The 21,792-nt window shown below is 65.2% G+C and carries 20 protein-coding genes; 10 read left to right on the top strand and 10 right to left on the bottom strand.

The genetic code is table 11. From position 1 onward, the window contains the following. Positions 1–8 precede the first annotated feature (8 nt). Genes AC07Q9_RS07625 through AC07Q9_RS07605 form a run of 5 tightly spaced genes read left to right on the top strand, consistent with a single transcriptional unit; the run spans position 9 to position 4,370 of the window. On the top strand, positions 9–641 hold the full coding sequence (locus AC07Q9_RS07625) for a phosphoadenosine phosphosulfate reductase domain-containing protein (protein WP_139706772.1): 633 nt from the start codon (positions 9–11) through the stop codon (positions 639–641). Positions 642–672: 31 nt separating this feature from the next. Then, positions 673–1,626 (top strand): sulfate adenylyltransferase subunit CysD, encoded by a 954-nt coding sequence (gene cysD / locus AC07Q9_RS07620; RefSeq protein ID WP_307588654.1) that lies wholly within the window; start codon positions 673–675, stop codon positions 1,624–1,626. Further along, entirely contained in the window at positions 1,626–2,963 is a 1,338-nt protein-coding gene (locus tag AC07Q9_RS07615; protein ID WP_492676869.1) for a sulfate adenylyltransferase subunit 1, read from the top strand. The genes cysD and AC07Q9_RS07615 overlap by 1 nt, the downstream gene beginning before the upstream one ends. 43 nt (positions 2,964–3,006) lie before the next feature. Next, a complete protein-coding gene (gene fdxA / locus AC07Q9_RS07610; protein ID WP_062472491.1) occupies positions 3,007–3,336 on the top strand; it encodes a ferredoxin FdxA in 330 nt (109 codons plus the stop codon). Next, positions 3,294–4,370, top strand: coding sequence for an NAD(P)/FAD-dependent oxidoreductase (locus tag AC07Q9_RS07605; RefSeq protein ID WP_495308532.1), 1,077 nt, complete (start codon positions 3,294–3,296; stop codon positions 4,368–4,370). Before fdxA ends, AC07Q9_RS07605 begins: the two co-directional genes overlap by 43 nt. Here AC07Q9_RS07605 and AC07Q9_RS07600 read toward each other — a convergent pair. Then, positions 4,357–5,658, bottom strand: coding sequence for an aspartate aminotransferase family protein (locus AC07Q9_RS07600; RefSeq protein ID WP_495308529.1), 1,302 nt, complete (start codon positions 5,656–5,658; stop codon positions 4,357–4,359). The genes AC07Q9_RS07605 and AC07Q9_RS07600 overlap by 14 nt on opposite strands. A gap of 115 nt (positions 5,659–5,773) precedes the next feature. Here AC07Q9_RS07600 and AC07Q9_RS07595 point away from each other — a divergent pair, with 115 nt between their 5' ends. Continuing rightward, the gene (locus AC07Q9_RS07595) at positions 5,774–6,514 is read left to right on the top strand and encodes a TetR/AcrR family transcriptional regulator (RefSeq protein WP_495308526.1); all 741 of its coding nucleotides are present in this window, start codon (positions 5,774–5,776) and stop codon (positions 6,512–6,514) included. Here AC07Q9_RS07595 and AC07Q9_RS07590 read toward each other — a convergent pair. After that, positions 6,498–7,415, bottom strand: coding sequence for a LysR family transcriptional regulator (locus tag AC07Q9_RS07590; RefSeq protein WP_495308524.1), 918 nt, complete (start codon positions 7,413–7,415; stop codon positions 6,498–6,500). The genes AC07Q9_RS07595 and AC07Q9_RS07590 overlap by 17 nt on opposite strands. Positions 7,416–7,499: 84 nt before the next feature. Here AC07Q9_RS07590 and AC07Q9_RS07585 point away from each other — a divergent pair, with 84 nt between their 5' ends. From AC07Q9_RS07585 to AC07Q9_RS07575, 3 genes are read left to right on the top strand one after another with little or no spacing between them, the layout of a single operon-like run. Next, complete coding sequence (locus AC07Q9_RS07585) at positions 7,500–8,522, top strand: Bug family tripartite tricarboxylate transporter substrate binding protein (protein ID WP_495308521.1); 1,023 nt, start codon at positions 7,500–7,502, stop codon at positions 8,520–8,522. Further along, on the top strand, positions 8,519–9,745 hold the full coding sequence (locus AC07Q9_RS07580; protein WP_495308518.1) for a Rieske 2Fe-2S domain-containing protein: 1,227 nt from the start codon (positions 8,519–8,521) through the stop codon (positions 9,743–9,745). Before AC07Q9_RS07585 ends, AC07Q9_RS07580 begins: the two co-directional genes overlap by 4 nt. A gap of 5 nt (positions 9,746–9,750) precedes the next feature. Further along, positions 9,751–10,725, top strand: coding sequence for a PDR/VanB family oxidoreductase (locus AC07Q9_RS07575; RefSeq protein ID WP_495308517.1), 975 nt, complete (start codon positions 9,751–9,753; stop codon positions 10,723–10,725). On the opposite strand, the gene AC07Q9_RS07570 is transcribed toward AC07Q9_RS07575, so the two are convergent. Further along, positions 10,699–11,259, bottom strand: coding sequence for an adenylate/guanylate cyclase domain-containing protein (locus AC07Q9_RS07570; protein ID WP_495309939.1), 561 nt, complete (start codon positions 11,257–11,259; stop codon positions 10,699–10,701). The two genes, AC07Q9_RS07575 and AC07Q9_RS07570, sit on opposite strands and share 27 nt — an antisense overlap. Positions 11,260–12,854: 1,595 nt before the next feature. Here AC07Q9_RS07570 and AC07Q9_RS07565 point away from each other — a divergent pair. Beyond that, positions 12,855–14,468 (top strand): recombinase family protein, encoded by a 1,614-nt coding sequence (locus AC07Q9_RS07565; protein WP_495308514.1) that lies wholly within the window; start codon positions 12,855–12,857, stop codon positions 14,466–14,468. A gap of 19 nt (positions 14,469–14,487) precedes the next feature. Here the strand turns inward: AC07Q9_RS07565 and AC07Q9_RS07560 are convergent, their stop codons facing one another. The 7 genes from AC07Q9_RS07560 to AC07Q9_RS07530 form a co-directional block, all read right to left on the bottom strand. Then, positions 14,488–14,667: a hypothetical protein gene (locus AC07Q9_RS07560; protein WP_495308512.1), complete on the bottom strand. Its 180-nt coding sequence runs from the start codon at positions 14,665–14,667 to the stop codon at positions 14,488–14,490. 530 nt (positions 14,668–15,197) lie between these two features. Then, complete coding sequence (locus tag AC07Q9_RS07555) at positions 15,198–16,949, bottom strand: AAA family ATPase (protein WP_495308510.1); 1,752 nt, start codon at positions 16,947–16,949, stop codon at positions 15,198–15,200. Between the two features lie 188 nt (positions 16,950–17,137). Beyond that, positions 17,138–17,686 (bottom strand): hypothetical protein, encoded by a 549-nt coding sequence (locus AC07Q9_RS07550; protein WP_495308508.1) that lies wholly within the window; start codon positions 17,684–17,686, stop codon positions 17,138–17,140. Further along, on the bottom strand, positions 17,683–18,288 hold the full coding sequence (locus AC07Q9_RS07545) for a lysozyme (protein ID WP_495308506.1): 606 nt from the start codon (positions 18,286–18,288) through the stop codon (positions 17,683–17,685). The genes AC07Q9_RS07550 and AC07Q9_RS07545 overlap by 4 nt, the downstream gene beginning before the upstream one ends. Continuing rightward, the gene (locus AC07Q9_RS07540) at positions 18,285–18,782 is read right to left on the bottom strand and encodes a hypothetical protein (protein ID WP_495308504.1); all 498 of its coding nucleotides are present in this window, start codon (positions 18,780–18,782) and stop codon (positions 18,285–18,287) included. The genes AC07Q9_RS07545 and AC07Q9_RS07540 overlap by 4 nt, the downstream gene beginning before the upstream one ends. After that, positions 18,766–19,326: a hypothetical protein gene (locus AC07Q9_RS07535; RefSeq protein ID WP_495308502.1), complete on the bottom strand. Its 561-nt coding sequence runs from the start codon at positions 19,324–19,326 to the stop codon at positions 18,766–18,768. The genes AC07Q9_RS07540 and AC07Q9_RS07535 overlap by 17 nt, the downstream gene beginning before the upstream one ends. A gap of 50 nt (positions 19,327–19,376) precedes the next feature. Beyond that, complete coding sequence (locus tag AC07Q9_RS07530; protein WP_495308500.1) at positions 19,377–21,779, bottom strand: hypothetical protein; 2,403 nt, start codon at positions 21,777–21,779, stop codon at positions 19,377–19,379. Between the last annotated feature and the right edge of the window lie 13 nt (positions 21,780–21,792).

The following is a 21,792-nucleotide window of genomic DNA, read 5'->3' as shown; positions in this document are numbered from 1 at the left end:
AGAGTCCCATGAGCATCGCCACCGACATCGACTTCGCACGCATCAACACCGAACTCGGCCGCAACGCCGAGGGCCTGGTGGACTGGGCCGTCGGCCTGGGCCAGCCCGCGATCATCACCACCAACTTCCGCCCGTTCGAGGCCGTGATCCTGCACATGGTCACGCGCGCCAAGCGGGACGTGCCGGTGGTCTGGATGGACAACGGCTACAACACCGAGGCCACCTACCGTTTTGCCGACGAGGTGACGAAGCTCTTGGGCCTGGACCTGCACATCTACCTGCCGCGCCGCTCGCGCGCGCACCGCGAAGCGGTCGAGGGCGCCACGCCGGCGCTGGACGATCCGCGCCACGCTGCCTTCACCGAAGAAGTGAAGCTGGAACCCTTTGCTCGCGCGCTGCGCGAGACCGCGCCCAAGGTCTGGTTCACCGCGCTGCGGGCCACCGACACGGCCGTGCGCGCGCAGATGGACCCGGTCAGCGTGAACCCGGACGGCCTGATCAAGGTCGCGCCGCTGCTGCACTGGTCGTCCAAGGACCTGTACGAATACTGCGAAGCCAACGGCCTGCCCAACAACTTCGACTACGTGGACCCGACCAAGGGCGAGGACAACCGCGAATGCGGCTTGCACCTGTCGCACTGAACGATCGCTCTCCGCCTCCAGGACCCATCCGATGAACGCCCGTACCGAAGCCGACCTGCTGCAGCCGCCCATGCATTCACCCGCGAACCTGTCCAACACGCACCTCGACGCGCTGGAAGAAGAAACCATTTTCATCCTCCGCGAAGTGGCTGCCGCCTTCGAGCGCCCCACCCTGCTGTTCTCGGGCGGCAAGGACTCGCTGGTGCTGCTCAAGTGCGCTGAAAAAGCCTTCGGCGTCGGCCGCATTCCCTACCCGCTGCTGATGATCGACACCGGCCACAACTTCCCCGAAGTGACGGCCTACCGCGACCAGCGCGCGCAAGAACTGGGCGCCGAACTCATCGTGCGCAGCGTCGAAGACTCGATGAAGCGCGGCACCGTGCGCCTGGCCCATCCGGGCGAATCGCGCAACGCGCACCAGTCGGTGACGCTGCTCGAGGCGATCGAAGAATTCCGCTTCGACGCGCTGATCGGCGGCGCCCGCCGCGACGAAGAAAAGGCCCGCGCCAAGGAGCGCATCTTTTCGCACCGCGACAGCTTCGGCCAGTGGCAGCCCAAGGACCAGCGCCCCGAACTGTGGACGCTGTTCAACACGCGCCTGGCTCCCGGCGAGCACTTCCGCGTGTTCCCGATCTCGAACTGGACCGAGCTCGACGTGTGGCAATACATCGAGCGCGAGAACGTCGGCCTGCCGTCGATCTACTACACGCACAAGCGCGAAGTGGTCGAACGCCGCGGCCTGCTGGTGCCGGTGACCGAACTCACGCCGCCGCGCGACGGCGAGACCGTGCAGGTGCGCGACGTGCGCTTTCGCACCGTGGGCGACATCACGACCACCTGCCCGGTCGAGAGCCTCGCCGCAGGCGCGGGCGACGTGGTGCTGGAGACGCTGTCGGTCGACGTCAGCGAGCGCGGCGCCACGCGCATGGACGACATGACTTCGGAAGCTTCGATGGAGAAGCGCAAGAAAGACGGGTATTTCTGATGAGCACGACGACGGCAACCCTCGACACCACCGCCCTTCACGGCGACACCGGCACCGCCCTGCGCTTCATCACCTGCGGCTCGGTCGATGACGGCAAGAGCACGCTCATCGGCCGCCTGCTGGTCGACAGCAAGACCGTGCTGCAGGACCAGCTCGCCGGCGTGCAGCGCGGCGGCGAAACCGACCTGGCCCTGCTGACCGACGGCCTCTCGGCCGAGCGCGAGCAAGGCATCACGATCGACGTGGCCTACCGCTACTTCTCGACCGCCAAGCGCAAGTTCATCATCGGCGACGCGCCGGGCCACGAGCAGTACACGCGCAACATGGTCACGGCCGTCTCGGCCGCCGACGCGGCCGTGGTGCTGGTCGATGCCACCAAGCTGGCCTGGGCCGCCGAGGTCGAAGACGGCACCGTGGTCAAGCGCGAGCTGCTGCCGCAGACGCGCCGCCACACGCTGCTCGCCCACCTGCTGCGCGTGCAGTCGATCGTGTTCGCGGTCAACAAGCTCGACGCCATCGACGACGCCGCCCTCGCCTTCGAGCGCATCTCGACCGCGCTGAACGCCTTCGCCGAAGCGGCCGGCGTGAAGGTGGCGGCCATCGTGCCGATCTCGGCCCTCAAGGGCTGGAACGTGGCCACGCGCCATGCCGACTGGGTCGGCTACGAAGGCCCGAGCCTGCTCGAGCTGCTCGAAGACCTGCCCGTGACCGCACAGGACGAAGCCGTGCCCTTCGCCTTCCCGGTGCAGTGGGTCGAGAAGTTCTCGGCCTCGGCCGACACCTCGCAAGGCCGCCGCGTGTTCTGGGGCCGCGTCGCCTCGGGCCATGTGGAGCCCGGCCAGCGCGTGACCGTGCTGCCCAGCAACCAGACCGCCACCGTGGCGCAGGTGCTGAGCCACACGCGCCAGCCCAAGACCGTGCATGCGGGCCACAGCGCCGGCATCGTGCTCGACCGCGAACTCGACGTGTCGCGCGGCGACTGGCTGCTGGCGCCCGAGGCCTTCGAGCCCGTGCGCGAGATCACCGCCACCGTGGCCTGGCTCGACGACGAGCCGCTGGTCGCGGGCCGCGTGTACTGGGCGCTGCAGGGCCACCGCTGGGTCAAGGCCAAGGTGGCTCGCATCGTCGATCGCGTGAACATCACGACCCTCGAATCCGAGCCGGCGACCCAGCTGGAGGCCAATTCCATCGGCGATGTGGTGCTCGCGCTGCAGCAGCCGCTGGCCGTGCTGCCCTTCGCCCAATCGCGTGCGCTGGGGTCGCTGGTGCTGGTCGATACGGCCTCTCATCGCACCTCCGCAGCCGTGCTCGTGCAGCCGCCCGCCGCAAAGGCCTAAAATCTAGGGTTTTCCAGCCCCTTCTCCTGACGCTAAAAGACAAATGACCCACGTCGTCTCCGAAGCCTGCATCCGTTGCAAATACACCGACTGCGTGGACGTTTGCCCCGTCGACTGTTTCCGCGAAGGTCCCAACATGCTGGTGATCGACCCGGATGAATGCATCGACTGCGCCGTCTGCATCCCCGAATGCCCGGTCAATGCGATCTACGCCGAGGAAGACCTGCCGGCCGACCAGATCGCCTTCATCAAGCTGAACGCCGAGCTGGCCCTGGCCGACGGCTGGAAGAGCATCACCAAGCGCAAGCCCGCCCTGCCTGAAGCCGAGGAGTGGAAGGACAAAACGGGCAAGATCTCGGAGCTCGTGCGCTGAGCCAGGCGCCCGCACCGATCGAGACCGACGCGCTGATCATCGGCGCCGGTCCGGTCGGCCTGTTCCAGGCCTTCCAGTTGGGCCTGCTCGAGATTTCCTGCCACATCGTCGATGCGCTGCCCGCCGCGGGCGGCCAGTGCGTGGCGCTGTACGGCCACAAGCCGATCTACGACATTCCCGGCACCCCGGTCACCAGCGGGCGCGATCTGGCGCAGTCGCTGCTGCAGCAGGTGGCGCCGTTCAAGCCGCAATTCCACTTCGGCGAGCAGGTTTCTACGCTGGCCCGCCAGACCGACGACCGGCTCTTGCTGACCACCTCGGCCGGCACCGCCTTCCTTGCGAAGACCGTGTTCATCGCGGGCGGCGTGGGCGCCTTCGTGCCCAAGCGCATCACGGTCGACGGCATCGCGCAGTTCGAAGGCTCGACGCTGTTCTATCACCCCGATTCGCTCGACCGCTTCGCCGGCCAGACGGTCGTGGTCAATGGCGGCGACGACATCGCACTCGAAACCGCCATCGCCCTCACAGCCACCGCCAAGCAGGTGACGCTGGTCCACCGCCGCGACGGCTTCCAGGCCGACGAGGCGAACGTGGCCGCGATGCGCGCCCTCGTGGCCGACGGCAAGCTGGCCTTCCGGGTCGGCCAGCCGAGCGCCTTCGACGGCAAGCAACTACAGATCACCACACCAGACAACACCACGGTCGAGCTTCCGCTCGACGCGCTGGTCGCCTGCCTGGGCATTTCGCCGCGCCTGGGCCCCATCGCCGACTGGGGCCTCGAGCTGGAACGCAAGCAGGTGCCGGTCGACACCGAGAAGTACGAAACCCGCGAACCCGGCGTGTTCGCGGTGGGCGACATCAACACCTACCCGGGCAAGAAGAAGCTCATCGTCTGCGGCTTCCACGAGGCCACGCTGGCGGCCTGGGGCGCTGCGGCGCGGGTGTTCCCCGGCAAGGCAATCCCGCTGCAGTACACGACCACCAGCACGCGCCTGCACGAGCTGCTGGGCGTGGCGGGCGCTACCCCGCGCTGAGCAGCAGCGGCCGGTAGGCCTCGATGAAGCTGCCCACGGCGGCGACGTAGCGATCGATGTCCTGCGCCGACAACGGCAGCGAGAGCACGACGAATCCACGCGGCGAGGTGTAGATCCCCTCACTCAGCAGGTGGAAGAACAGCAGCTGCCGCAAGCGCCCGTCCACCGCCGCCAGGTCGGCCACGCGCCGCACCTCGCCCCGCAGGAAATGCGCATTCATGAGCGAGCCCACGCCGGTGAACTGCATCGCGACGCCTTCGCGTTCGCACAGCGCGTTGAGCCGTGACCGCATCGCCTCACCACGCTCTGCCAATGCTGCGGCCGCCTCGGGCGTGAACAGCTGCGTGAGGCCCGCATAGCCGGCCGCCATCGTCATCACGTTGTTGTTGAAGGTGCCTGAATGCGCGAGTGCGCCGGTGCGCGGGTCGAACTGCGCCATCACGTCAGAGCGCCCACCGAAGGCGCCAAACGACATGCCGCCGCCGATGTACTTGCCCAGCGTCGTGAGGTCGGAGCGAATGCCCAGCCCGTTCGCCAGCCCGTGCGGCCCCAGCCGCGAAGTCATCACCTCGTCGAAGACCAGCAGCGCGCCGACCCGCGTGGCCCCGTCGCGCAGCGCCTGCAGGAAGTCGCGCCGCCCCGGAATGCAGCCGCTCGCGCCCTGCATCGGCTCGACCAGGATGGCGGCGATGTCCGCACCGTGCGCATCGATCTGCGCACGCGCAGTGTCCGCGTCGTTGTACGGCAGCACGAGGAAGTCGAAGGGCACGGTCGTCGGCGACGGCTGGTCGCCGAAGCCGAGCACGCCGCCGTGATAACCGCCCGAGAACACGACGACCTTGCGCCGCCCCGTGAAGCGCAGCACGGCCGTGAGCGCCATCAGGTTCGCCTCGGTGCCCGAGTTGGTGAAGCGCAACTGCTCGACCTGCGGAAAGCGCTCGCAGATCGTCTGCGCGAGCCGGCCTTCGAGCAGGTTGTGGCCCGTGAGGTTGATGCCGCCCTGCATCGCTTCGATGACCGCCTCGCGGATCTCGGGCGCCGAGTGGCCGTAGACGCCGGCCGTGTACTCGGCGATGAAGTCGGTGTAGCGGTGGCCGTCCGCGTCCCAGAGCGTCGCGCCTTCGCCCTTGGCGATAGTGAGTGGGAACGGCGCATAGAACAGCACCGAGCGGCTGTTGGCGCCGGGCATGTAGCGCGTCTGCGCCTCGAAACGGCGCAGGCTTTCGGGGTTGCCGTCGGTGAAGCGTTGATGGGCCTGGGCCAGGGCCTGGTCGATGGCGGTCGTCATGGGAGACATCCTTTGGGAGTGGAACGTGCCGGGAGCGCCCGGCCCGTTTAATTGATCAATGCTCAATTAATAATATTTATACAATCAATTCACCCGCTGCACAATGGCTGCATCCATGAAGAAAAAAGTCCCCGAGCCTCGCCCCCGGACGGCCGGCCGCCCTGCCGGCGGTGCGGCGCTGTCGAAGCAGCGCATCGCCGAAGCCGCGCTGGCGCACATCGACGCCTTCGGCCTCGGCGCCTTCAGCATGCGCGAGATCGCGGCGCAGCTCGGCGTGTACCCGGCCACGGTGCATTGGCATGTCAGCACGCGCGAGGCGCTGCTGGCCGAGGTCGCCGCCACGGTCATGGCGCAGGTCACGCCGCCCAAGGGCACGCTCGCCTGGCAGGACTGGATCGCCGAGTTGTTCCACCGCTGCCGCGCCGCGGTGCGGCAGCACCCGAACGTGGCGCAGCTGCTCGGAGCGCAGCTGGTGTCGAACGGCAGCCTGCCGACCGAACTGGTCGAAGGCGTGCTGTCGGCACTGACCGAGGCCGGCTTCGACGGCGAGCCGCTGCGCGAGGCCTACAACTGCGTGATCGCCGCGATGCTGGGCTTTTTGACGATGGAGTTCTCGCCCCTGCCCGCCGACAACACGCAGGCCTGGGCCGAAGAGCTGCGCGAGCGCGTCCACACGATCCGCCCGCTCGACCACCCGGTGCTCGCGCGCCACCTGCCGCAACTGGCCAACAAGGCCTTCATCCTGCGCTGGGACAACGGCACCACCGTGCCGCTCGACAGCAGTTTCGAGCGGCACATCCAGATCACGATCGACGGGTTGGAGGCTTTCGCGCGCAGGCTCAAGCCGGCGCAGTGAGCGCGATGCGCAGCAGCGCGTCTTTCAGCCACAGCACGCCCGCGTCGGAATTCGAGCGGCGGTTCCAGCAGACGACCGAGCGGTAGCCTGGCAGCTCGAAGGGCAGCGGGTGCACCGCGAGCCGATCGCGAAAGCGCTCGGCCACGCGCAGCGGCAGCACGGCCACATGGTCGGTCTGCGCCAGCAGGTCGACGATCTGGCCGAAGCTGGTCATCGCCACGCGCATGCTGCGCGTGCGCCCTTGCCGCGCCAGCACCTGGTCGATGAGGTCGTCGAGCGCCGAGCTGCCGTAGCCGAGGAACACATGCGGCGCTTCGCAGAACGCATCGAGCGTGGCCGCCTCGCCCAGCGTCGGATGGCCGCGCCGTACCGCGACCACGTAGCGGTCTTCGTACAGCAGCGCCGATTCGCAATCGCTCGGCGGCTGCAGGCGCGGCAGCACGGCCACGTCGAAGTCGCCCTTGCGCAGGCGCTCGGTGAGCGTGAGGAAAGAGCTGGTCTCCCAGTGCAGGCGGATGCGCGAGCCGCAGGCCACGAGTTCGTTGGCGAGTGTCGGCAGCAGCAGGTGGCTCGCGTAGTCACTGCCCGAGATGCGAAAGATGCGCTGCGACGCCGCCGGCTCGAAGCCCTCGCCGGGCTCCAGCATCGCCGACAGATCGGCCAGCACGCGCTCGACCTGGCCGGCCAGCGCATGGGCGCGCGCCGTGGGCTCCACGCCATGCGCCGTGCGCGTGAACAGCGGATCGTCGAAGGTGTCGCGCAGCCGGTTGAGCGAAGCGCTCACCGCAGGCTGGCTCAGGAAGAGCCGGGTCGCCGCGCGCGACACGCTGCGCTCGCGCATCAGGGCATCGAAGGTCCGCAGCATGCCGACGTCCAGGCTGCGGATATCACGTTGGGCCATATCTCATATTCAAAGCTTCGAATTGCCCGCGGGGCAGGCTGTCCGTATCGTCCAGCGCACAAGTACAACACGACTGGAGACACGATGAATCGGTTCAGACCCTCGCCGCCCGAGGCGGACAAGACGTGCACTACGCGCCGCCACGCACTCGGTGTTCTCGGTGCCGGCCTTGCGGCCCTCGCCGCCGGCCCCGCCTTCGCGCAGCCCGCGCCCTTTCCCAACCGCGTGGTGCGCATCGTGCCCTTCGGCTCGCCCGGCGGGCCGATGGACGCCATCGCCCGCGTCTACGCCGAGAAGCTCAAGGCGCGCTGGAACCAGTCGGTGATCGTCGAGGCCCGGCCTGGCGCCAGTGGCACCATCGCCGCCGACGCCGTCGCCAAGGCGGCGCCCGACGGCTACACGGTGCTGCTCACGCTGCCGCTCACGCACATCAACAACGTGGTGCTGCAGCCCAAGCTGCCTTATGACCCGGTGAAAGACTTCGAGCCGCTGTCGCAGCTGGCCACGGGCGGCCCGATGCTCATCGCCCGCGCCTCGGCGCCCTTCTCCACCGTGCGCGAGTTCGTGGCCTACGCCAAGGCGCACCCCGGCGTTTCGTACGGCACCTGGGGCAACGGCTCCAACGCGCACCTGTTCGGCGAACTGCTGGCGCGCCAGAACCACATCGACCTGGTGCACGTGCCCTACAAGGCCGAGGCCGCCGCGCACAACGACATGTTCGGCGAAGCGCTGGGCGTGGCCTGGGCCAACCCCGCGACAGCACGCGGCCTCGCACAGGCCGGGCGCATCAAGGTGCTGGGCATCACGGGCCGCCAGCGCGTGCGCTCGATGCCCAACGTGCCGACCTTCACCGAACAGGGCTTCGCAGGCTTCGACCTCGACAGCTGGATCGGCGTGTATGCGCCCGCCCGCACGCCGCAGCCCGTGCTCGACGAATGGTCGCTCGCGCTGCGCGAGATCACGAAGCTGCCCGACATTCAGGAGCGCCTGGCGGGCTACGGCTTCGAGCCGCTGGGCAGCACGCCCGCCGAATTCCGTGCCGGCTACAAGGCCGACTTTCCCCGCGTGGCGGACCTGATCAAGGCCGCAGGAGTCACCCCCGAATGAGCGCCGTTGTCCCGCCCTCCGCCACCTCCGAGTGGCAACCCATCGCTTTCGACACCGGTACCGCCTACGGCCGCAAGGCGCCGAGCCACAAACCCGAGCTGACCGAGGTCGGCGCGGGCACGCCCATGGGCGAGCTGCTGCGCCGCTACTGGCACCCCATCGGCCTGGCCGCCGACGCCACCGACACGCCGCGCCAGGTGCGCGTGCTGGGCGAAGACCTGATCCTGTTCCGCGACAAGCGCGGCCGCGCGGGCCTCGTGCACTGGCGCTGCGCGCACCGCGGAGCGTCGCTCTACTACGGGCGCGTGGAAGAAGAAGGCATCCGCTGCTGCTACCACGGCTGGATGTTCGACGTGCAGGGCCACTGCGTCGACCAGCCCTGCGAACCCGATGGCGGCGCGCGCAGCCGCGGCCGCGTGCGCCAGCCCTGGTACCCGGTGCAGGAGCAGTACGGCCTGGTCTGGGCGTACCTTGGCCCGGCCGAGAAGAAGCCCGTGCTGCCACGCTACGACTGCCTCGAAACCATGGACGACGGCGAGACCCTGGAAGCCGACGGCAACAGCATCGGCGGCGGCGGGCCGCAGGTCATTCCGTGCAACTGGCTGCAGCACTACGAGAACGTGGCCGACCCCTTCCACGTGCCCGTGCTGCACGGCAGCTTCAGCGGCACGCAGTTCGTGGCACTCATGGGTCAGATGCCCGACGTGAGCTTCGAGAGCACCGAGACCGGCGTGACGATCACCTCGATCCGCACGCTCGAAGACGGCAGCACCTTCCGCCGCGTGGCCGGCCCCGTGCTGCCGACGCTGCGTGTGGTGCCCAACCCGCGCGTGGCCGCCTACGGGCGCGTCGAGTCGATCGGCTGGGTGCTGCCGATCGACGACCACAGCTTTCGCATCTACACCGTGGGCCGCGTGAAAAACCCCGGCGACCTTGCCCGCGTGCGCTCGCGCCTGAACGGCAAGCTGTGGGAGGAGCTGAGCGAGGCCGAGCACCGCGCCTTCCCCGGCGACTACGAGGCGCAGGTGAGCCAGGGCGCCATCACGGCGCATTCGGAAGAGCACCTGGCCTCGTCCGACCGCGGCATCGTGATGCTGCGCCGGCTGCTGCAACGCCAGCTCGACGCGCTGCGCGAAGGCCGCGACCCGGCCGGCGTGAGCTTCGACCCCGCGGCCCCGCCCGTGCAGTTCGAGGCCGGCAACTTCCTCGTGCCCAAGGAATGAATGGCGTGTCGGGCGGCGCAGGCATCGCGGTGCGAGTGGCGCGCAAGACGGTCGAGGCCGAAGGCGTGGCCGGCTTCAGGCTGGTACCCGTCGATGGCGAGCGCTTGCCGGCCTTCACGCCGGGCGCGCACATCGACGTCTCATTGCCAGGCGGGCTGGTGCGCCAGTATTCGCTGTGCAACGCATCGGCCCCTGACGGCGAGGGGCACTACGAAATTGGCGTACTGCGCGACGCCGCCTCGCGCGGCGGCTCGCGGGCGATGCACGACGCCGTCCATGAAGGCTCGGTGTTGCAGATCGGCCCGCCACGCAACCTCTTTGCGCTCGACGAAAGCGCAACGCACAGCCTGCTGCTGGCCGGCGGCATCGGCGTGACGCCGCTGCTGTCGATGGCGCAGCGGTTGGCCACGCTGGGGGCCGACTTCGCGTTGCACTGCTGCAGCCGCTCGGCGGCGCGCGCGCCCTACCGGCGTCGGCTCGAAGACAGCACGTTCGCAGACAAGGTGTTCTTTCACCACGACGACGGCCCGCCCGCGCAGCACATCGACCTCGCCGCCACCCTCGGCCATCCGGCGCCGGGCCGGCACGCCTATGTCTGTGGCCCCGCAGGCTTCCTCGAGGCCGTGCGCACGACCGCACGCGCCCTGCATTGGACGGACGCGCAGGTGCACTTCGAGTCGTTCTCGGGCGCCGCACCGCCGGCCGATGGACAAGGCAGCTTCGAGGTCGAACTGCACCGCTCCCGCCGCGTCGTCCACATCCCCGCGACGATGACCGTGCTGGACGCGCTCGCCGCCGAGGGCATCGAGATCGCGGTCTCGTGCGCGCAGGGCGTCTGCGGCACCTGTCTCACGCGCGTGCTCGCGGGCGAGGTCGCGCACCACGACCTCTACCTGACGCCGGCCGAGCAGGCGGCCAACGACTGCTTCCTGCCCTGCTGCTCGCGGGCCCGCTCACCGAGGCTGGTGCTCGACCTCTAGCAGCTCGTAGAGCACCATCCGCGTCTGCCGCCCGCGCAGCTCGATCTGCTCCTCGATGCGCCGCGTGGCCAGGCGCCCGCCCAGGCCTTCGAAGGTCGTCTCGGACATCAGCGTGCGCGTGCCCAGTTGCTTGTTGGTGCCCTCGATGCGGCTGGCCGCATTGATCACGTCGCCCAGCGCCGTGTACGACAGCCGGTCGCTCGAGCCGAGCACCCCGGCGATCACGACGCCGGTGTGCATGCCGATGCGCGTGCGGAACGGCTGCAGGCCTTCGGCCTGCCAGCGGCGGTTGAGCTCGGTCATCTCGGCGTGCAGTTCGAGCGAGGCCGCGCAGGCGCGGTACTCTGCGTCGGGCAGGTCGGTGGGCGCGCCCCACAGCACCATGATGCCGTCGCCCATGAACTTGTCGATCACGCCGCCGTGGCGCGCGAACACGCGGGTGGCGAGGTTGAAGTAGTCGGTCAGCTGCCGCATCAGCACGTCGGCCGGCATCGATTCCGCGATGGCCGTGAATCCTTCCACGTCGGTGAACATCGCGGTGACGCGGCGCGGCGACCCGTTGGGTTCGAGTGCATGCCCCTCGGCGATGAGCTGGCGGATCACGTCCACCGGCACGAACTTGCGAAAGGCCTGCAGGCTGCGCGCGGATTCGTCCAGCGCCTGGTTCAGGTGCTGGATCTCGAGCACGCGGCTCGACTCGCGCGGCAGGTCGTCCAGCTCGAGCCGCCCGATGCGCCGCGCCGTGCGCGAGAGGTTCTCGATGGGCGCGGTCACCAGCTTCGACAGGCGCAGCGAAATGAAGAGCGCGATCGCCAGGAACGCCAACACCAGCAGCAGCGACCACAGCACGTTGCGATGCAGCGCACCCAGCAGCGCCTCTTCGGGCTCCCAACTCACAAGATGCCAGTCGGTGGCCGGAATGCGCGAGGTCTGCACCTGGTAGTGCATGCCCTCGTGCACGAGCGCAAAAGCCATGTCCTCGGTCCAGCCGCGGCTGCCGTTGGCCAGCATGTGGGTGTGCAGCGCACCGAGCACGCCCTCGTCCGGGTCTTCGAGCACGCGCACGGAATGCGGGTGGTCGCTGCGCGCGATCACGTGGTGGTCGGCACTCAACAGCGCGCTGTGGCCGTGGCCCGTGCCGCCGAACAGGCGCACGAGGTTGGAGAGGTGCCCGAGCGACACGCTGGCGACCGCCACCAGCGTCTGCGTGGCGCCCTCCTCGTCCCGCCGCCGGCTCGGCCGCGCATGGCTCACGCCCAGCTCCTTCATCGAGGGCAGCACGAAGGGCGCGGTCCACACGGGGCGCTGCGCCTTCTCGGCCTGCGTGAACCAGGCCTGGTGCACCGGGTCGTCCTCGCTGCGGAAGGCTTCGATGCGCGTCGTCTCGTAGCGCCGCCGCGGGTCTTCGTCGGCGTCGCTGTCGGGTGGCGACTTGTACTCCCAGGTCTCGGTGCTGCCGCTGCCGTCGCGCAGCACCTGGCGCACCACCGGCACGGGGTGGCGCATGGCCATCAGGAAGTGGCCGTCGTCGCTGCCCACGCCGATGCTGTCGAGTTCGGGCGTCTGCTCCAGCGCGGCCCAGAGCAGCTCGGCGGTCTGCTCGCCGTCGTGGCCCGCGGGGTGCAGGTCGGGGGTGTGGGCAATGGCGCGCACCAGGCCCTCGGTCTTGGCCAGGAAGGCAAGGATGTTGTCTTCGACCCGGTCGTGGTTGACCTTGTGCGCCGACTCGCCCACCTTCGACACCAGCTTCTCCGCCCCCCAGTAGCCGAAGGCCACCAGCAGCAGCGACTGCAGCAGCGCGACCGCGCAGATGATGGTGCCGACGTCGACGCGGAAGCGCCTCAGCCGGGTGCGCGGCGCGTTCGCGGGTGACGCCGGTGCCGGTCCCGGGTACTTGAAATCGTCTGCCATGTGTCGTGGTTCCCCCGGGGCATGTGAAACCGCCCTCGCGACGCGGATTTTCGTGCGTCTGCGACGTTCTGCCGCGCGGGGATAAAATCCGCCCCGCGCCGCAGTTCGCTGAGGCGCATCGCTAGGGGTGTCGAGCCGGATTGTTCCGGGGCTGACTGAGAGAGTCCCTTTGAACCTGACTGAGGTAAACCTCACGCACGCAAAGTAAACTGCGCCGCATGACGGCCAAGGTTTACAGCTACATGCGGTTCAGCGACGCCCGCCAAGCAAGCGGTGCCAGCTCCGAGCGTCAAGGCGCCTACGCTGCAGCCTGGGCTCGCGAGCACGCCCTCCTCCTCGACGAGACGCTCTCCATGCGTGACGAGGGCCTATCGGCCTTTCATCAACGGCACGTCAAGAAAGGCGCGCTCGGCGTGTTCCTGAAGGCCGTCGAGGATGGCCAAGTGCCCGCAGGCTCGTTCCTTGTAGTCGAAGGCCTCGACCGCCTCTCGCGCGCGGAACCCATCCAGGCGCAAGCACAGCTGACCGCCATCATCTCGGCCGGCATCTCGGTTGTCACGGCCAGTGACGGCAAGGTCTACAGCCTTGATCGGCTCAAAGCCAATCCGATGGACCTGGTCTACAGCCTCCTGGTGATGATCCGGGCTCACGAAGAATCCGATACGAAGAGCAAGCGAGTACGCGATGCGATCCGCCGGCAGTGCGAGGGATGGATCGCTGGCACTTATCGCGGCCTCATCCGCTATGGCAAGGCCCCGGGTTGGCTGCGCGTGGTCGACGGCCGCTGGGAAGTGATCCCCGAGCGTGCTGGGGCGATCCGCACCGCCGTCGACATGTTCCGCCGCGGACTGGGCACTGGCCACATCGCCAAGGTACTTCACGAGGCGGGCCTGTCGACCAGCACCGGCATGCCCACCTCCGGCCACCTGGTGCGGCTTCTTGCCAATCCCGCACTCAAGGGCGAGAAGCACCTAGTGCTGGAACCTGATACGCATGTGCTCGAGGGCTACTACCCTGCAGTCATCGATGCAGACGTTTGGACTGAGCTGCAGCAACTCGTCGGCCTGCGAAGCAGGCAGCATGTTCGAGGCCAGATCCCGTCGCTGCTTACTGGATTTGGCGTGAGCGTGTGTGGCTACTGCGGCTCGCCGATGAAGAGCCAGACGATGGCGAACAAGCGTCGCAACGATGGCACTTTGGCCGACGGCCACCGACGGCTGCAGTGCGTTCGCGTCAACAGCGGTGAGAGCTGCGCGGTGAAGGGATCGTGCTCCTCGGCCCCTATCGAGCGTGCACTGATGCGCTACTGCTCGGACATGGTCAATCTCCAGTCGCTATATGACGGCGATCGGGGCGTGCTCCCTCGCAGCGAACTAACGGCGGCATCAGTACGCCTGCAGGAGATAGAAACGAAGCTTGAGCGCATCACCGACGCACTGCTCGAGAGCACCGAGGGCGCTCCGGCGACGTTCATTCGCCGAGCGCGTGAACTCGAGGCCGACCGCGATCTAGCACGTGACCAGGTACGACTGGCCGAGCGCGCCCTGGCCGAGGCCGCGCGATCAGATTTGACCGGGGCGGACGAGCGCTGGAGGGCGCTCATCAAAGGCGTTGAAACCTTGGACTACGGGGCGCGCATGCGAGCGCGTCAACTCGTAGCCGACACCTTCGAACGAATAGTCGTGTACCACAGCGGAATGCGGCCGGCCGCCGGCAAGAGCTCCATCGACATCATCCTGCAGGCAAAAGGCGGCACTGCCCGACAGCTGCGAATCACCGCTGACAACACGCTCGCAGCGTGGGATGAAGTCTCTTCTACAGCCAAGCTCTGACGCAGGCCGCCTACTCGGCTTAGTGAAGCGGCCGAAGCCAGTCGAGCGCGGCCGAGCCCGGGTCCATCGCTCGCAGGCGCGGATCACGCGCCAAGTCGCGGGCGACCTCCTCGAGCTGCTCAGGGTCGACCGTATGCCACTGCCGCTGCAGCCGGTGGGCGCAGGCAGCGACCCACAGTTCTTCTGGAACGTTTTCCATGACCGAAATACCACTGTATATTTAAACAGTGTATTGCGAAGTCTTCAGATACCACTTCGAGGGCGCGGAATTGCCCACCAAGGAGGCGGTGCGGCTCACACGCCGGGTCGGCGAGTTCGTCTACATGGAGCGCGTTCACGACTGTCGGCCAGGCCGGAGCCTGATGCTCGCCATGCTGCTCTCGGATGATCGCGAGACCTACCTAATCCCAGCGCTCGATCGAGCACATCTCTACCAAGTGCGCGGCGGCATATGCGTTGAAGGTATTGAGGTCATTCCTCGAGGCCGAGGCAGCAAGAACATCAAGTCAGACGACTACCCCCAACGATGGTTTTGCCGGCCTGTGCCGCGACCGGCGGCCGCCGATGCGGCGGGTGTGCGCCTCGAGGCGCGTCGACACGCCGATGACATCAGCGCGGCCCTGATCCGCCGGCCGACGCGCCGAACTATGACGAACGCAGTGCAACCTGAGATTTTGCGCGCCCCTCAAGCGCCCACGTCCCTGACTGTTTTATTTGCCGCCACTAGAACTAAGCTTTAACAAGCAAGGATTCCAGCAAATCAATCAATACTTTCGGCGTCCACCCCTCATGCTCAAAAATTATTTCTGGCATGTTCTTTTGCAGCGACACATCTTTCGCTCCGCTGAACATTGATTGCAAGATGCCAGATTTTTGCACCAATCTGTCAACAATTTTATGCCCAGAAGAAAATGCCAAATCATGTGGCACGTCAACGTGACGCCCGTTTCTGTACTCCCATCTGACCATCTTTCCATCGATGGGAAATTCTTTTTCCCCATAAAGGGAAAAAATAGCATTGGCAATACCTTGCAACTCCTCCTGCCCCAATGATTCAAATTTCGCAACCGGAACGTCAATCTTCAACCCAATGTCCGCGCTCCTCACTTTCTTGCTTCGCAGATATATCGCCATGAGCAGCGGATCCAACAGAACGTTTTCGAGTGTATACGCCTTCTCAAAGGCGAGCACACGAAGCATGTCATTTGGCTTATTCGTCAAATCATAGTCAACGATTCCAAAGATATTCCGAGCTGGATTTTCTTTCAATGCATTCAAAAGATTAACGACATTCGCCGAACTCGCCGCCCGCCCGTTATATCCACTTGGAACAAAAACCAAGGAATGCGAACCGCCGAGCTGCTCTTTGATTGGCTCGTAGATTCTTTGATAAAACTCCGCGTCGTACTCGCTTTCGGTGAAAACTATGCGCCTATCTACGACAGCTACGCTCAGGAGCGGCAAGCCGGCACCAAGTTCGTCCAAGGCCTCTTGCCGCGAGGCCTTTATCAGGACAGACACTTCATCCCGCTTTATCAACGAGTAGAGAGAATCCTCTGGTGCAAGCGCCACCGTGGTGGGTGCGTGGGTAACAAGCACCACGGGGGTTTCTAAATTCTGTACAAATATTCTTGTGAGGTTTCCCAAAAACTGCTCGATAGCTTTGGGGTGCAGCACGGAGTCGACTTCATCTAGGAGCAGCAAATCCGTCGGGACATCGCTCAACTCGTTTTGAATGATCAAAGAGAATATTACCTTCTCCCCTTGTGAGAGCTCCTCGTACTTTATGGCCCTCCCTTTGTCGCTCAGGAGGTAATTTTTAAACTCCCGTCCATCCTCCGCGTCGGGAGGAGGATTTTCTACAACTACCTGATACCCGAATCCAGCTTGCGCCAACGCGCTATTAATTTTAATCCAAGGCGGCTCACCGACTCGACGCACGAAATCCTCATCTGACAACGCGTAATTGGTACCCCTGAATCCGTCAACCATGCGTTGCCATACATTTCTCCACACCTTATATTGATAAGCAACAAAGTGTGCAGACATTTGATATCTGCCCTCCTCTAGCCCAGATCGGTGTCCTAAAAAGAGGTCGATAATTGTAAGATCCTGAGTTTCCTTTCCCAGGTCTCTAGCGAGACTTTCAAATACAGGTTGTTCGATACGATCAACCACGCCGCTCTTGAGAATTTTCAATCGCTGCTGTTCGAATCTCCATCGATTCTCCATTTCTTGGGCCACAAGCCCATCAGTGCTAATTTGGGTGAGGAAACCTTGCGCCATCAGACGAGTTCTTCCTCGAGGTGCAATTCCCGTCCCCGCACCAACCCGAATTGCTTTCGCCCCGGCGGCTTCGAGAAGTCGGGTTTTTCCTACTCCATTAACCCCTGTGATTACCGTCAAACCATCGAAGGTTATTCTTTGGGGGGAAAAGCCTGCAAGACTGCCTGCTTCAATTTGAAATTCTGCACGTGGCATCTCTCCGCTCCTTGTTAGTTCACCTCGCGGAGTGTATGGGGACAGCAGCCATTGATCTTTGCTCTTTAGAACCGTAGGTCCTCCCCAACCTCGCACTAGGGTTTTGCCCCCTTCCGCATCAGAGCTCGACGTCGTGTTGAGACTAAAACGACAAAAGGCCCCCAGCGCCGTAGCACTGGGGGCCTTGATCATGGCGATGCAGACGTCTGCACCAGCTCTGCAAATCCTACTCCGGTGCCGAGGTCGATGGCGTCGCGTTGAGCTTCTCCCGCCATTGCCTCATATTCCGCTGCGCACGCAAGGAATAGTCCTCTTGCATCTGCAGCCGCTCGCCGGCTTGCCGCAAGCTCACCGGCGTTGGCGGCGGCGCTGGACAACCCACTAGCACGGGCGGCGGTGTCGAGCCGGGCGACATCCCGGCGCAACCCGTCAACAACATTGCGATTGCTGCGATCGACAATGCCCGCAGCCAGCTTGAGCGTTTGGTTTGCATTTTCAAGGTCCGCAGCCGCAGCCGCTTGTTGATGTTCGAACTTGCGAAAATTCGCATCTGCCGTCAGCGCAACCTGCGCTCGAGCGGCATCCTGCTTCGCGATCCGCGCCTGCAGGTCGTGGAGCCCGTTGACGGCGCTGTCGCGCTGGTGGCCAACCCAGCACCCATGCAGCACACATGAGGCCATCAGGCCGGCCCAGAGCCAACCAGGCAGCATGCCCAAGAGTCCGGTGATCGCACTCATGGGAATTTCGCCTCACCCGACACGATGGCCGAGCGAGCGTCCATGCCAAGGAACACCAGGCGAGTCGCCTCACGCCGGCGCTGCAGGCCCTTGAGCACCTGCCCGCCGGCGCGCACCCACTTCAGCAGCTCGGCCGCCGCGCCGCCGTAGTCGCCCAGGTTCAGCTTGCGCAGGAACGTCGACGGGCGGCCGTCAGCCAGGTACAGGATCCCGTCGCGGCCGCTTCCGCCCGGACCGGTGTTGTAGACCGTCGAGACGATGGCGTCCCACTGCCGCTGTGTCAGCGGCACCAGGATGGCCCGCCGTGTGGGCGGCTCGAAGTCGCGCACCAGGCGCTTGGCGTAGCGCGCATCGGCCTCAGCCTGGCTGATGACCTGGCCAACGCTCACGCCCTCGGTGTCGCCCCAGCCAATCGTCCAGGGCTTGCCACTCAGGTGCGCGAACTGCATCGGCACCATGGTGAGGTTGTAGGGATCGATGCGGGCGCCCTGCAGGGCCCTGAACAAGGCCGAGGCCGGGTCCGGGTACGCACGCAGCTTGCAGGCCTCGTAGTGGTGGTTCAGCTCGTGCCCGTCGTCCCCAGTCGCGAGGTGTTCGTTCATTGCTTGTCTCCCAACGGGGCGGCGACCGAGGGCGGCGCGTCTGGCCCAGCGCCGCCTCGCAGGCGGTTACTCGCATTGGCGATAGCGTCGGCAGCGAAGCGATCCAGTACGCCGAACCATCGGCCGCGCGAGAAACCTGCCCACAGGATCAGCAAGATCCGCAGGTCCTGCACGACGATCGGCAGCTTCAGGACGGTGATCGCACTGGCACCGGAGTTGTAGCCCTGGATCGCGATGTAGGCGACGGCCCCACCAAAAATGGCGACGATCAGATCCTTCAGCAACAGCGTCTTGACGTTGCCAACGAGGGCACGCTCCGACACCAGCGTGAAGATCGTTCGCGCTGCGCCGCCAAGCAGGCCGGCCGCCGCAGCAAACAGCAGCGACATCCAGTCGTAGGTGAGCACGTCTTGCATGAGCGTGGTGTTCGCATAGCAGAGCGCGCTGTAACACGCCAGCCAAAGAAAGAAGGCCTGGTTAACGCGGCGCTGCATTGAAGTGCTCCCTCATCTGTTGAGCGTTGACGGATACGCCGAAGATCCCGGCGATGAAAAAGGCAGCGACAGCCCGGATTGCGTAGGCCCACTCGAGACCCCCGACGTCCAGTCGCACCGCCCTGTTAGCAAGCACGATCCACGTCGCGCCGGCCACGACCGCGGCGAACGCCGCAGCGCGCCTGTAGACCTTGTGGGCCAAAAGGTCAGGCCTGAAGATCAGTGTGTAGAGATGCGGCAGCGCCGAGGCGAACGCGATCGCAAAGGCGCCGACCACGCACCATCGCGAGTACGTCATCGAACTCACGCGGCTAATGAACGACTCGGGCACCGAGAAGACGTAGAAGATTGGCTCGGCGAGCAGCAATAGGAAGACGGTCGTGATGAACGCTGCCTGCAGCCGCACCTCGGCACGGTCCTGATCGAGGGGCCAGCTCGGCGCGGCCGCTATGTAGCGCCGAAGATCCTCGACATGCACGAGCATGGCCGCGCCGAGGAAGCTCTGCGCGACGCCTGCCCCCAATCTCTTGAAGATGTTCTGCATCGGTCACCCTTTAGGCAAAAAGAAGCCCGCCGAAGCGGGTTGCGTTGAAATCAATCCAGGCTGCGCCATTCGACGTTGTCGAACAGCCCGTTCGCATTCGCCTGCCCCACCAGCCCGTGATTCGTGACGGCATCCAGGGCCGAGGACGAAAGCGTGGTGCTAAAGAGCTTCTGGCCGTCGACGTAAGCGTCGAAGTTCAGCCCGTAGAGATAGCCTTCGACCAAGTACCGGCGTCCATTCGTCGGAGTGAACGCCGCCGAGGTCACGATCGTCTGGGCGGCGCCGATGATCTGGTAGAGCGCGAGCGTGTTGGTGGCAGTGGACAAACGAAGCCACAACATGTTGTCCTTGTTGGTCGCGCGGAAGGCCAGCCCCTCGGCTGCCGCCAGCTTGATGCCTGCCTTCAGGTGAACGTTTGCACTCGCCGTGGCAATGTGGAGCAGCGCGAACGACCCGGTCGCCGACCGGATCCGCTGGTTTTCCACCAGCCATGTGCCGAACGACGTGATCCACGGGTGGCCCGACGACGTGAACGTCGGAGCAGTCGCGCTGCCACTGCCCGACTGAATGTTCGCCCGGTCGTAAGCGACGAGTCTGCTGTTCGAGGCGGAGTCGGTACTAATGAGCTTCGAGGGACGCGATGAGGTGATGGCGCGTCGCGTCCAGTTGGTCAGGTTCGAAGCGAGGGACTCCACGACGTGCCCGTCGCCAGAGCGAACAAAAACGCCATCCAGATTTCCGGAGGTCACTGGGTCGATGATCTGGTGCCCCGTCCCGTGCCAGATGCCGATCGACGAGATCCATCGTTGGGCGCCGATGTTGGTGGATTTGACCCGCTCGACCCGGTTGCTAGTCCCGCGAATTTCGACATCGTGCGCGTCATCGTTAGTGTTGGCGATGCTGTGGTTCGCCTCGATCATCGAAACACGCAGCACAGAGTTTTGGGTGTCAATGCCAAAACGCACAGGCTTCCCGTTGCCTGCCATCCGGACCACCGCGTTATTGATCTGGATGTTGTTGTTGGCGGACTCCAACTCGATGGATCCTGCAAGTAGATCGGCATGCACATCTGCCGTGGACTGCACGCCCTTGAACGTCAGATCCTTGCTATCCATTACATGCAACAGCCCGGCAGAGTTGTCTGCCGTCAGGTTGGAAAACTCCCCACCCTCAATCCCTTTGAGTTGGTACGCATAGCTGAACTGACCATCCTGTGCGTGACAGTCGAGCACCTTGACGCCAGTGCTGATACCTCGATCGCCTGAGGAGTAAACAAGGTGAGGCGGCGTGGGCACGCTGTTGAGTAGCAGATAGCTCCCCCGCACGTTGCGGATCAATGGGTTTTTGCAGTGCCCAAACAGGAGCGCGAAGACGACTTCGTGGCTTCCGATGTTCTCAACCACAACGTCTTCAACCGGGTCCGATGGAAGCTCTTCGAGCCGCGGAATAATGTTGACGACCGTGGACACCCGATCGCCAAAAACGTTGCGAACCTGTGCACGATGGGCTGTGGGCTTAAGGTGGACACCGCAGTACAGGGCATGTGAATCCCCGGTGCCAGCACCAGAGAATGCGACGCCTCCGACATACAGGCCATCGATCATTACGTCCGTAGCAGAGACGTCAAACAGCGGCAAAGGAAAGACCGTCTGGCGCAGCCGCGAGCGGTCCTTGCTTCCCAAAAATTGCATGCCCTTGAAGGGGACACCCAGGATGCCATTGAAGTCGATCCACGACCCGTCTGGCACGTCCATGGGGAAAACGACCGGCCGCCCCGCAGCACCAGCTTCGGTAATGGCGGCGTTCGCGATCGAAGTGTTTACGGTCGCCGAATTTAGGTGGCTGAGCCCGCGATCCTTCAGGTACAGCGGAAGCACGTCGAGGCGCTGTTGCACCGTGCGGCCATCGACACCGCCCACCATCGACGCGCCGGCAGTTCCCGAAAGGTCTACGCCCACGATGCCGGCGACGAGACGGAATTTCGCCGCCTCAAAAGTGCCACTGGTAGTGAACGGCAGATCAGTCGCCTTCGGCGCGTAGGTCTGCCCGTTGTAGGCGACCGTTTGATTGGGCAAGGTCATGGCCAGCCCTGCGGCATAGGCCACCGGCACCAGGTACCCCTGACTTGCCGCAAGAGCCTCCATCTCTGCGATCGCCGTGTCGGTGGAGGCCTGTGCTGCAGCGATCGCCGCAGCACCCGCTGCTTGCGCGGCCGCAGTCGTACTGTTGAAGGTCGATTGAATGCTACTGATCGCTGCCGTTGACGCCGCCATCACTGGCGCCACCGCAGCCTCACCGAGGCCAACAATGAAGTCGATCGCGCCTTTGAGCGTACGCTTGACATTGCCAAACCTGTCGGTGGCCGTGGGCGCGTTGGAGGTCGCCACCGCCTCAATGTGCTTGACGTCAATCTTGCCGTTGTCGAGGTCTGGGATGGAAATTGGATCGGACATGTCTGTTCTTTCG

The sequence above is a fragment of the Variovorax sp. GW821-FHT09A10 genome, from assembly GCF_059418385.1.
Note: the sequence above shows the minus strand (reverse complement) of the source record. Positions and strands in the feature narration are given on the sequence as shown.

Coding starts and splice junctions, on each gene's coding strand:
- AC07Q9_RS07560 (WP_495308512.1), bottom strand. CDS start 14,667: ATGGAAAACGTTCCAGAAGAACTGTGGGTCGCTGCCTGCGCCCACCGG.
- AC07Q9_RS07535 (WP_495308502.1), bottom strand. CDS start 19,326: ATGCAGAACATCTTCAAGAGATTGGGGGCAGGCGTCGCGCAGAGCTTC.
- fdxA (WP_062472491.1), top strand. CDS start 3,007: ATGACCCACGTCGTCTCCGAAGCCTGCATCCGTTGCAAATACACCGAC.
- AC07Q9_RS07540 (WP_495308504.1), bottom strand. CDS start 18,782: ATGCAGCGCCGCGTTAACCAGGCCTTCTTTCTTTGGCTGGCGTGTTAC.
- AC07Q9_RS07615 (WP_492676869.1), top strand. CDS start 1,626: ATGAGCACGACGACGGCAACCCTCGACACCACCGCCCTTCACGGCGAC.
- AC07Q9_RS07550 (WP_495308508.1), bottom strand. CDS start 17,686: ATGAGTGCGATCACCGGACTCTTGGGCATGCTGCCTGGTTGGCTCTGG.
- AC07Q9_RS07600 (WP_495308529.1), bottom strand. CDS start 5,658: ATGACGACCGCCATCGACCAGGCCCTGGCCCAGGCCCATCAACGCTTC.
- AC07Q9_RS07530 (WP_495308500.1), bottom strand. CDS start 21,779: ATGTCCGATCCAATTTCCATCCCAGACCTCGACAACGGCAAGATTGAC.
- AC07Q9_RS07570 (WP_495309939.1), bottom strand. CDS start 11,259: ATGTTCACCGACGTGGAAGGATTCACGGCCATCGCGGAATCGATGCCG.
- AC07Q9_RS07590 (WP_495308524.1), bottom strand. CDS start 7,415: ATGGCCCAACGTGATATCCGCAGCCTGGACGTCGGCATGCTGCGGACC.
- cysD (WP_307588654.1), top strand. CDS start 673: ATGAACGCCCGTACCGAAGCCGACCTGCTGCAGCCGCCCATGCATTCA.
- AC07Q9_RS07565 (WP_495308514.1), top strand. CDS start 12,855: ATGACGGCCAAGGTTTACAGCTACATGCGGTTCAGCGACGCCCGCCAA.
- AC07Q9_RS07585 (WP_495308521.1), top strand. CDS start 7,500: ATGAATCGGTTCAGACCCTCGCCGCCCGAGGCGGACAAGACGTGCACT.
- AC07Q9_RS07580 (WP_495308518.1), top strand. CDS start 8,519: ATGAGCGCCGTTGTCCCGCCCTCCGCCACCTCCGAGTGGCAACCCATC.
- AC07Q9_RS07545 (WP_495308506.1), bottom strand. CDS start 18,288: ATGAACGAACACCTCGCGACTGGGGACGACGGGCACGAGCTGAACCAC.
- AC07Q9_RS07595 (WP_495308526.1), top strand. CDS start 5,774: ATGAAGAAAAAAGTCCCCGAGCCTCGCCCCCGGACGGCCGGCCGCCCT.
- AC07Q9_RS07625 (WP_139706772.1), top strand. CDS start 9: ATGAGCATCGCCACCGACATCGACTTCGCACGCATCAACACCGAACTC.
- AC07Q9_RS07555 (WP_495308510.1), bottom strand. CDS start 16,949: ATGCCACGTGCAGAATTTCAAATTGAAGCAGGCAGTCTTGCAGGCTTT.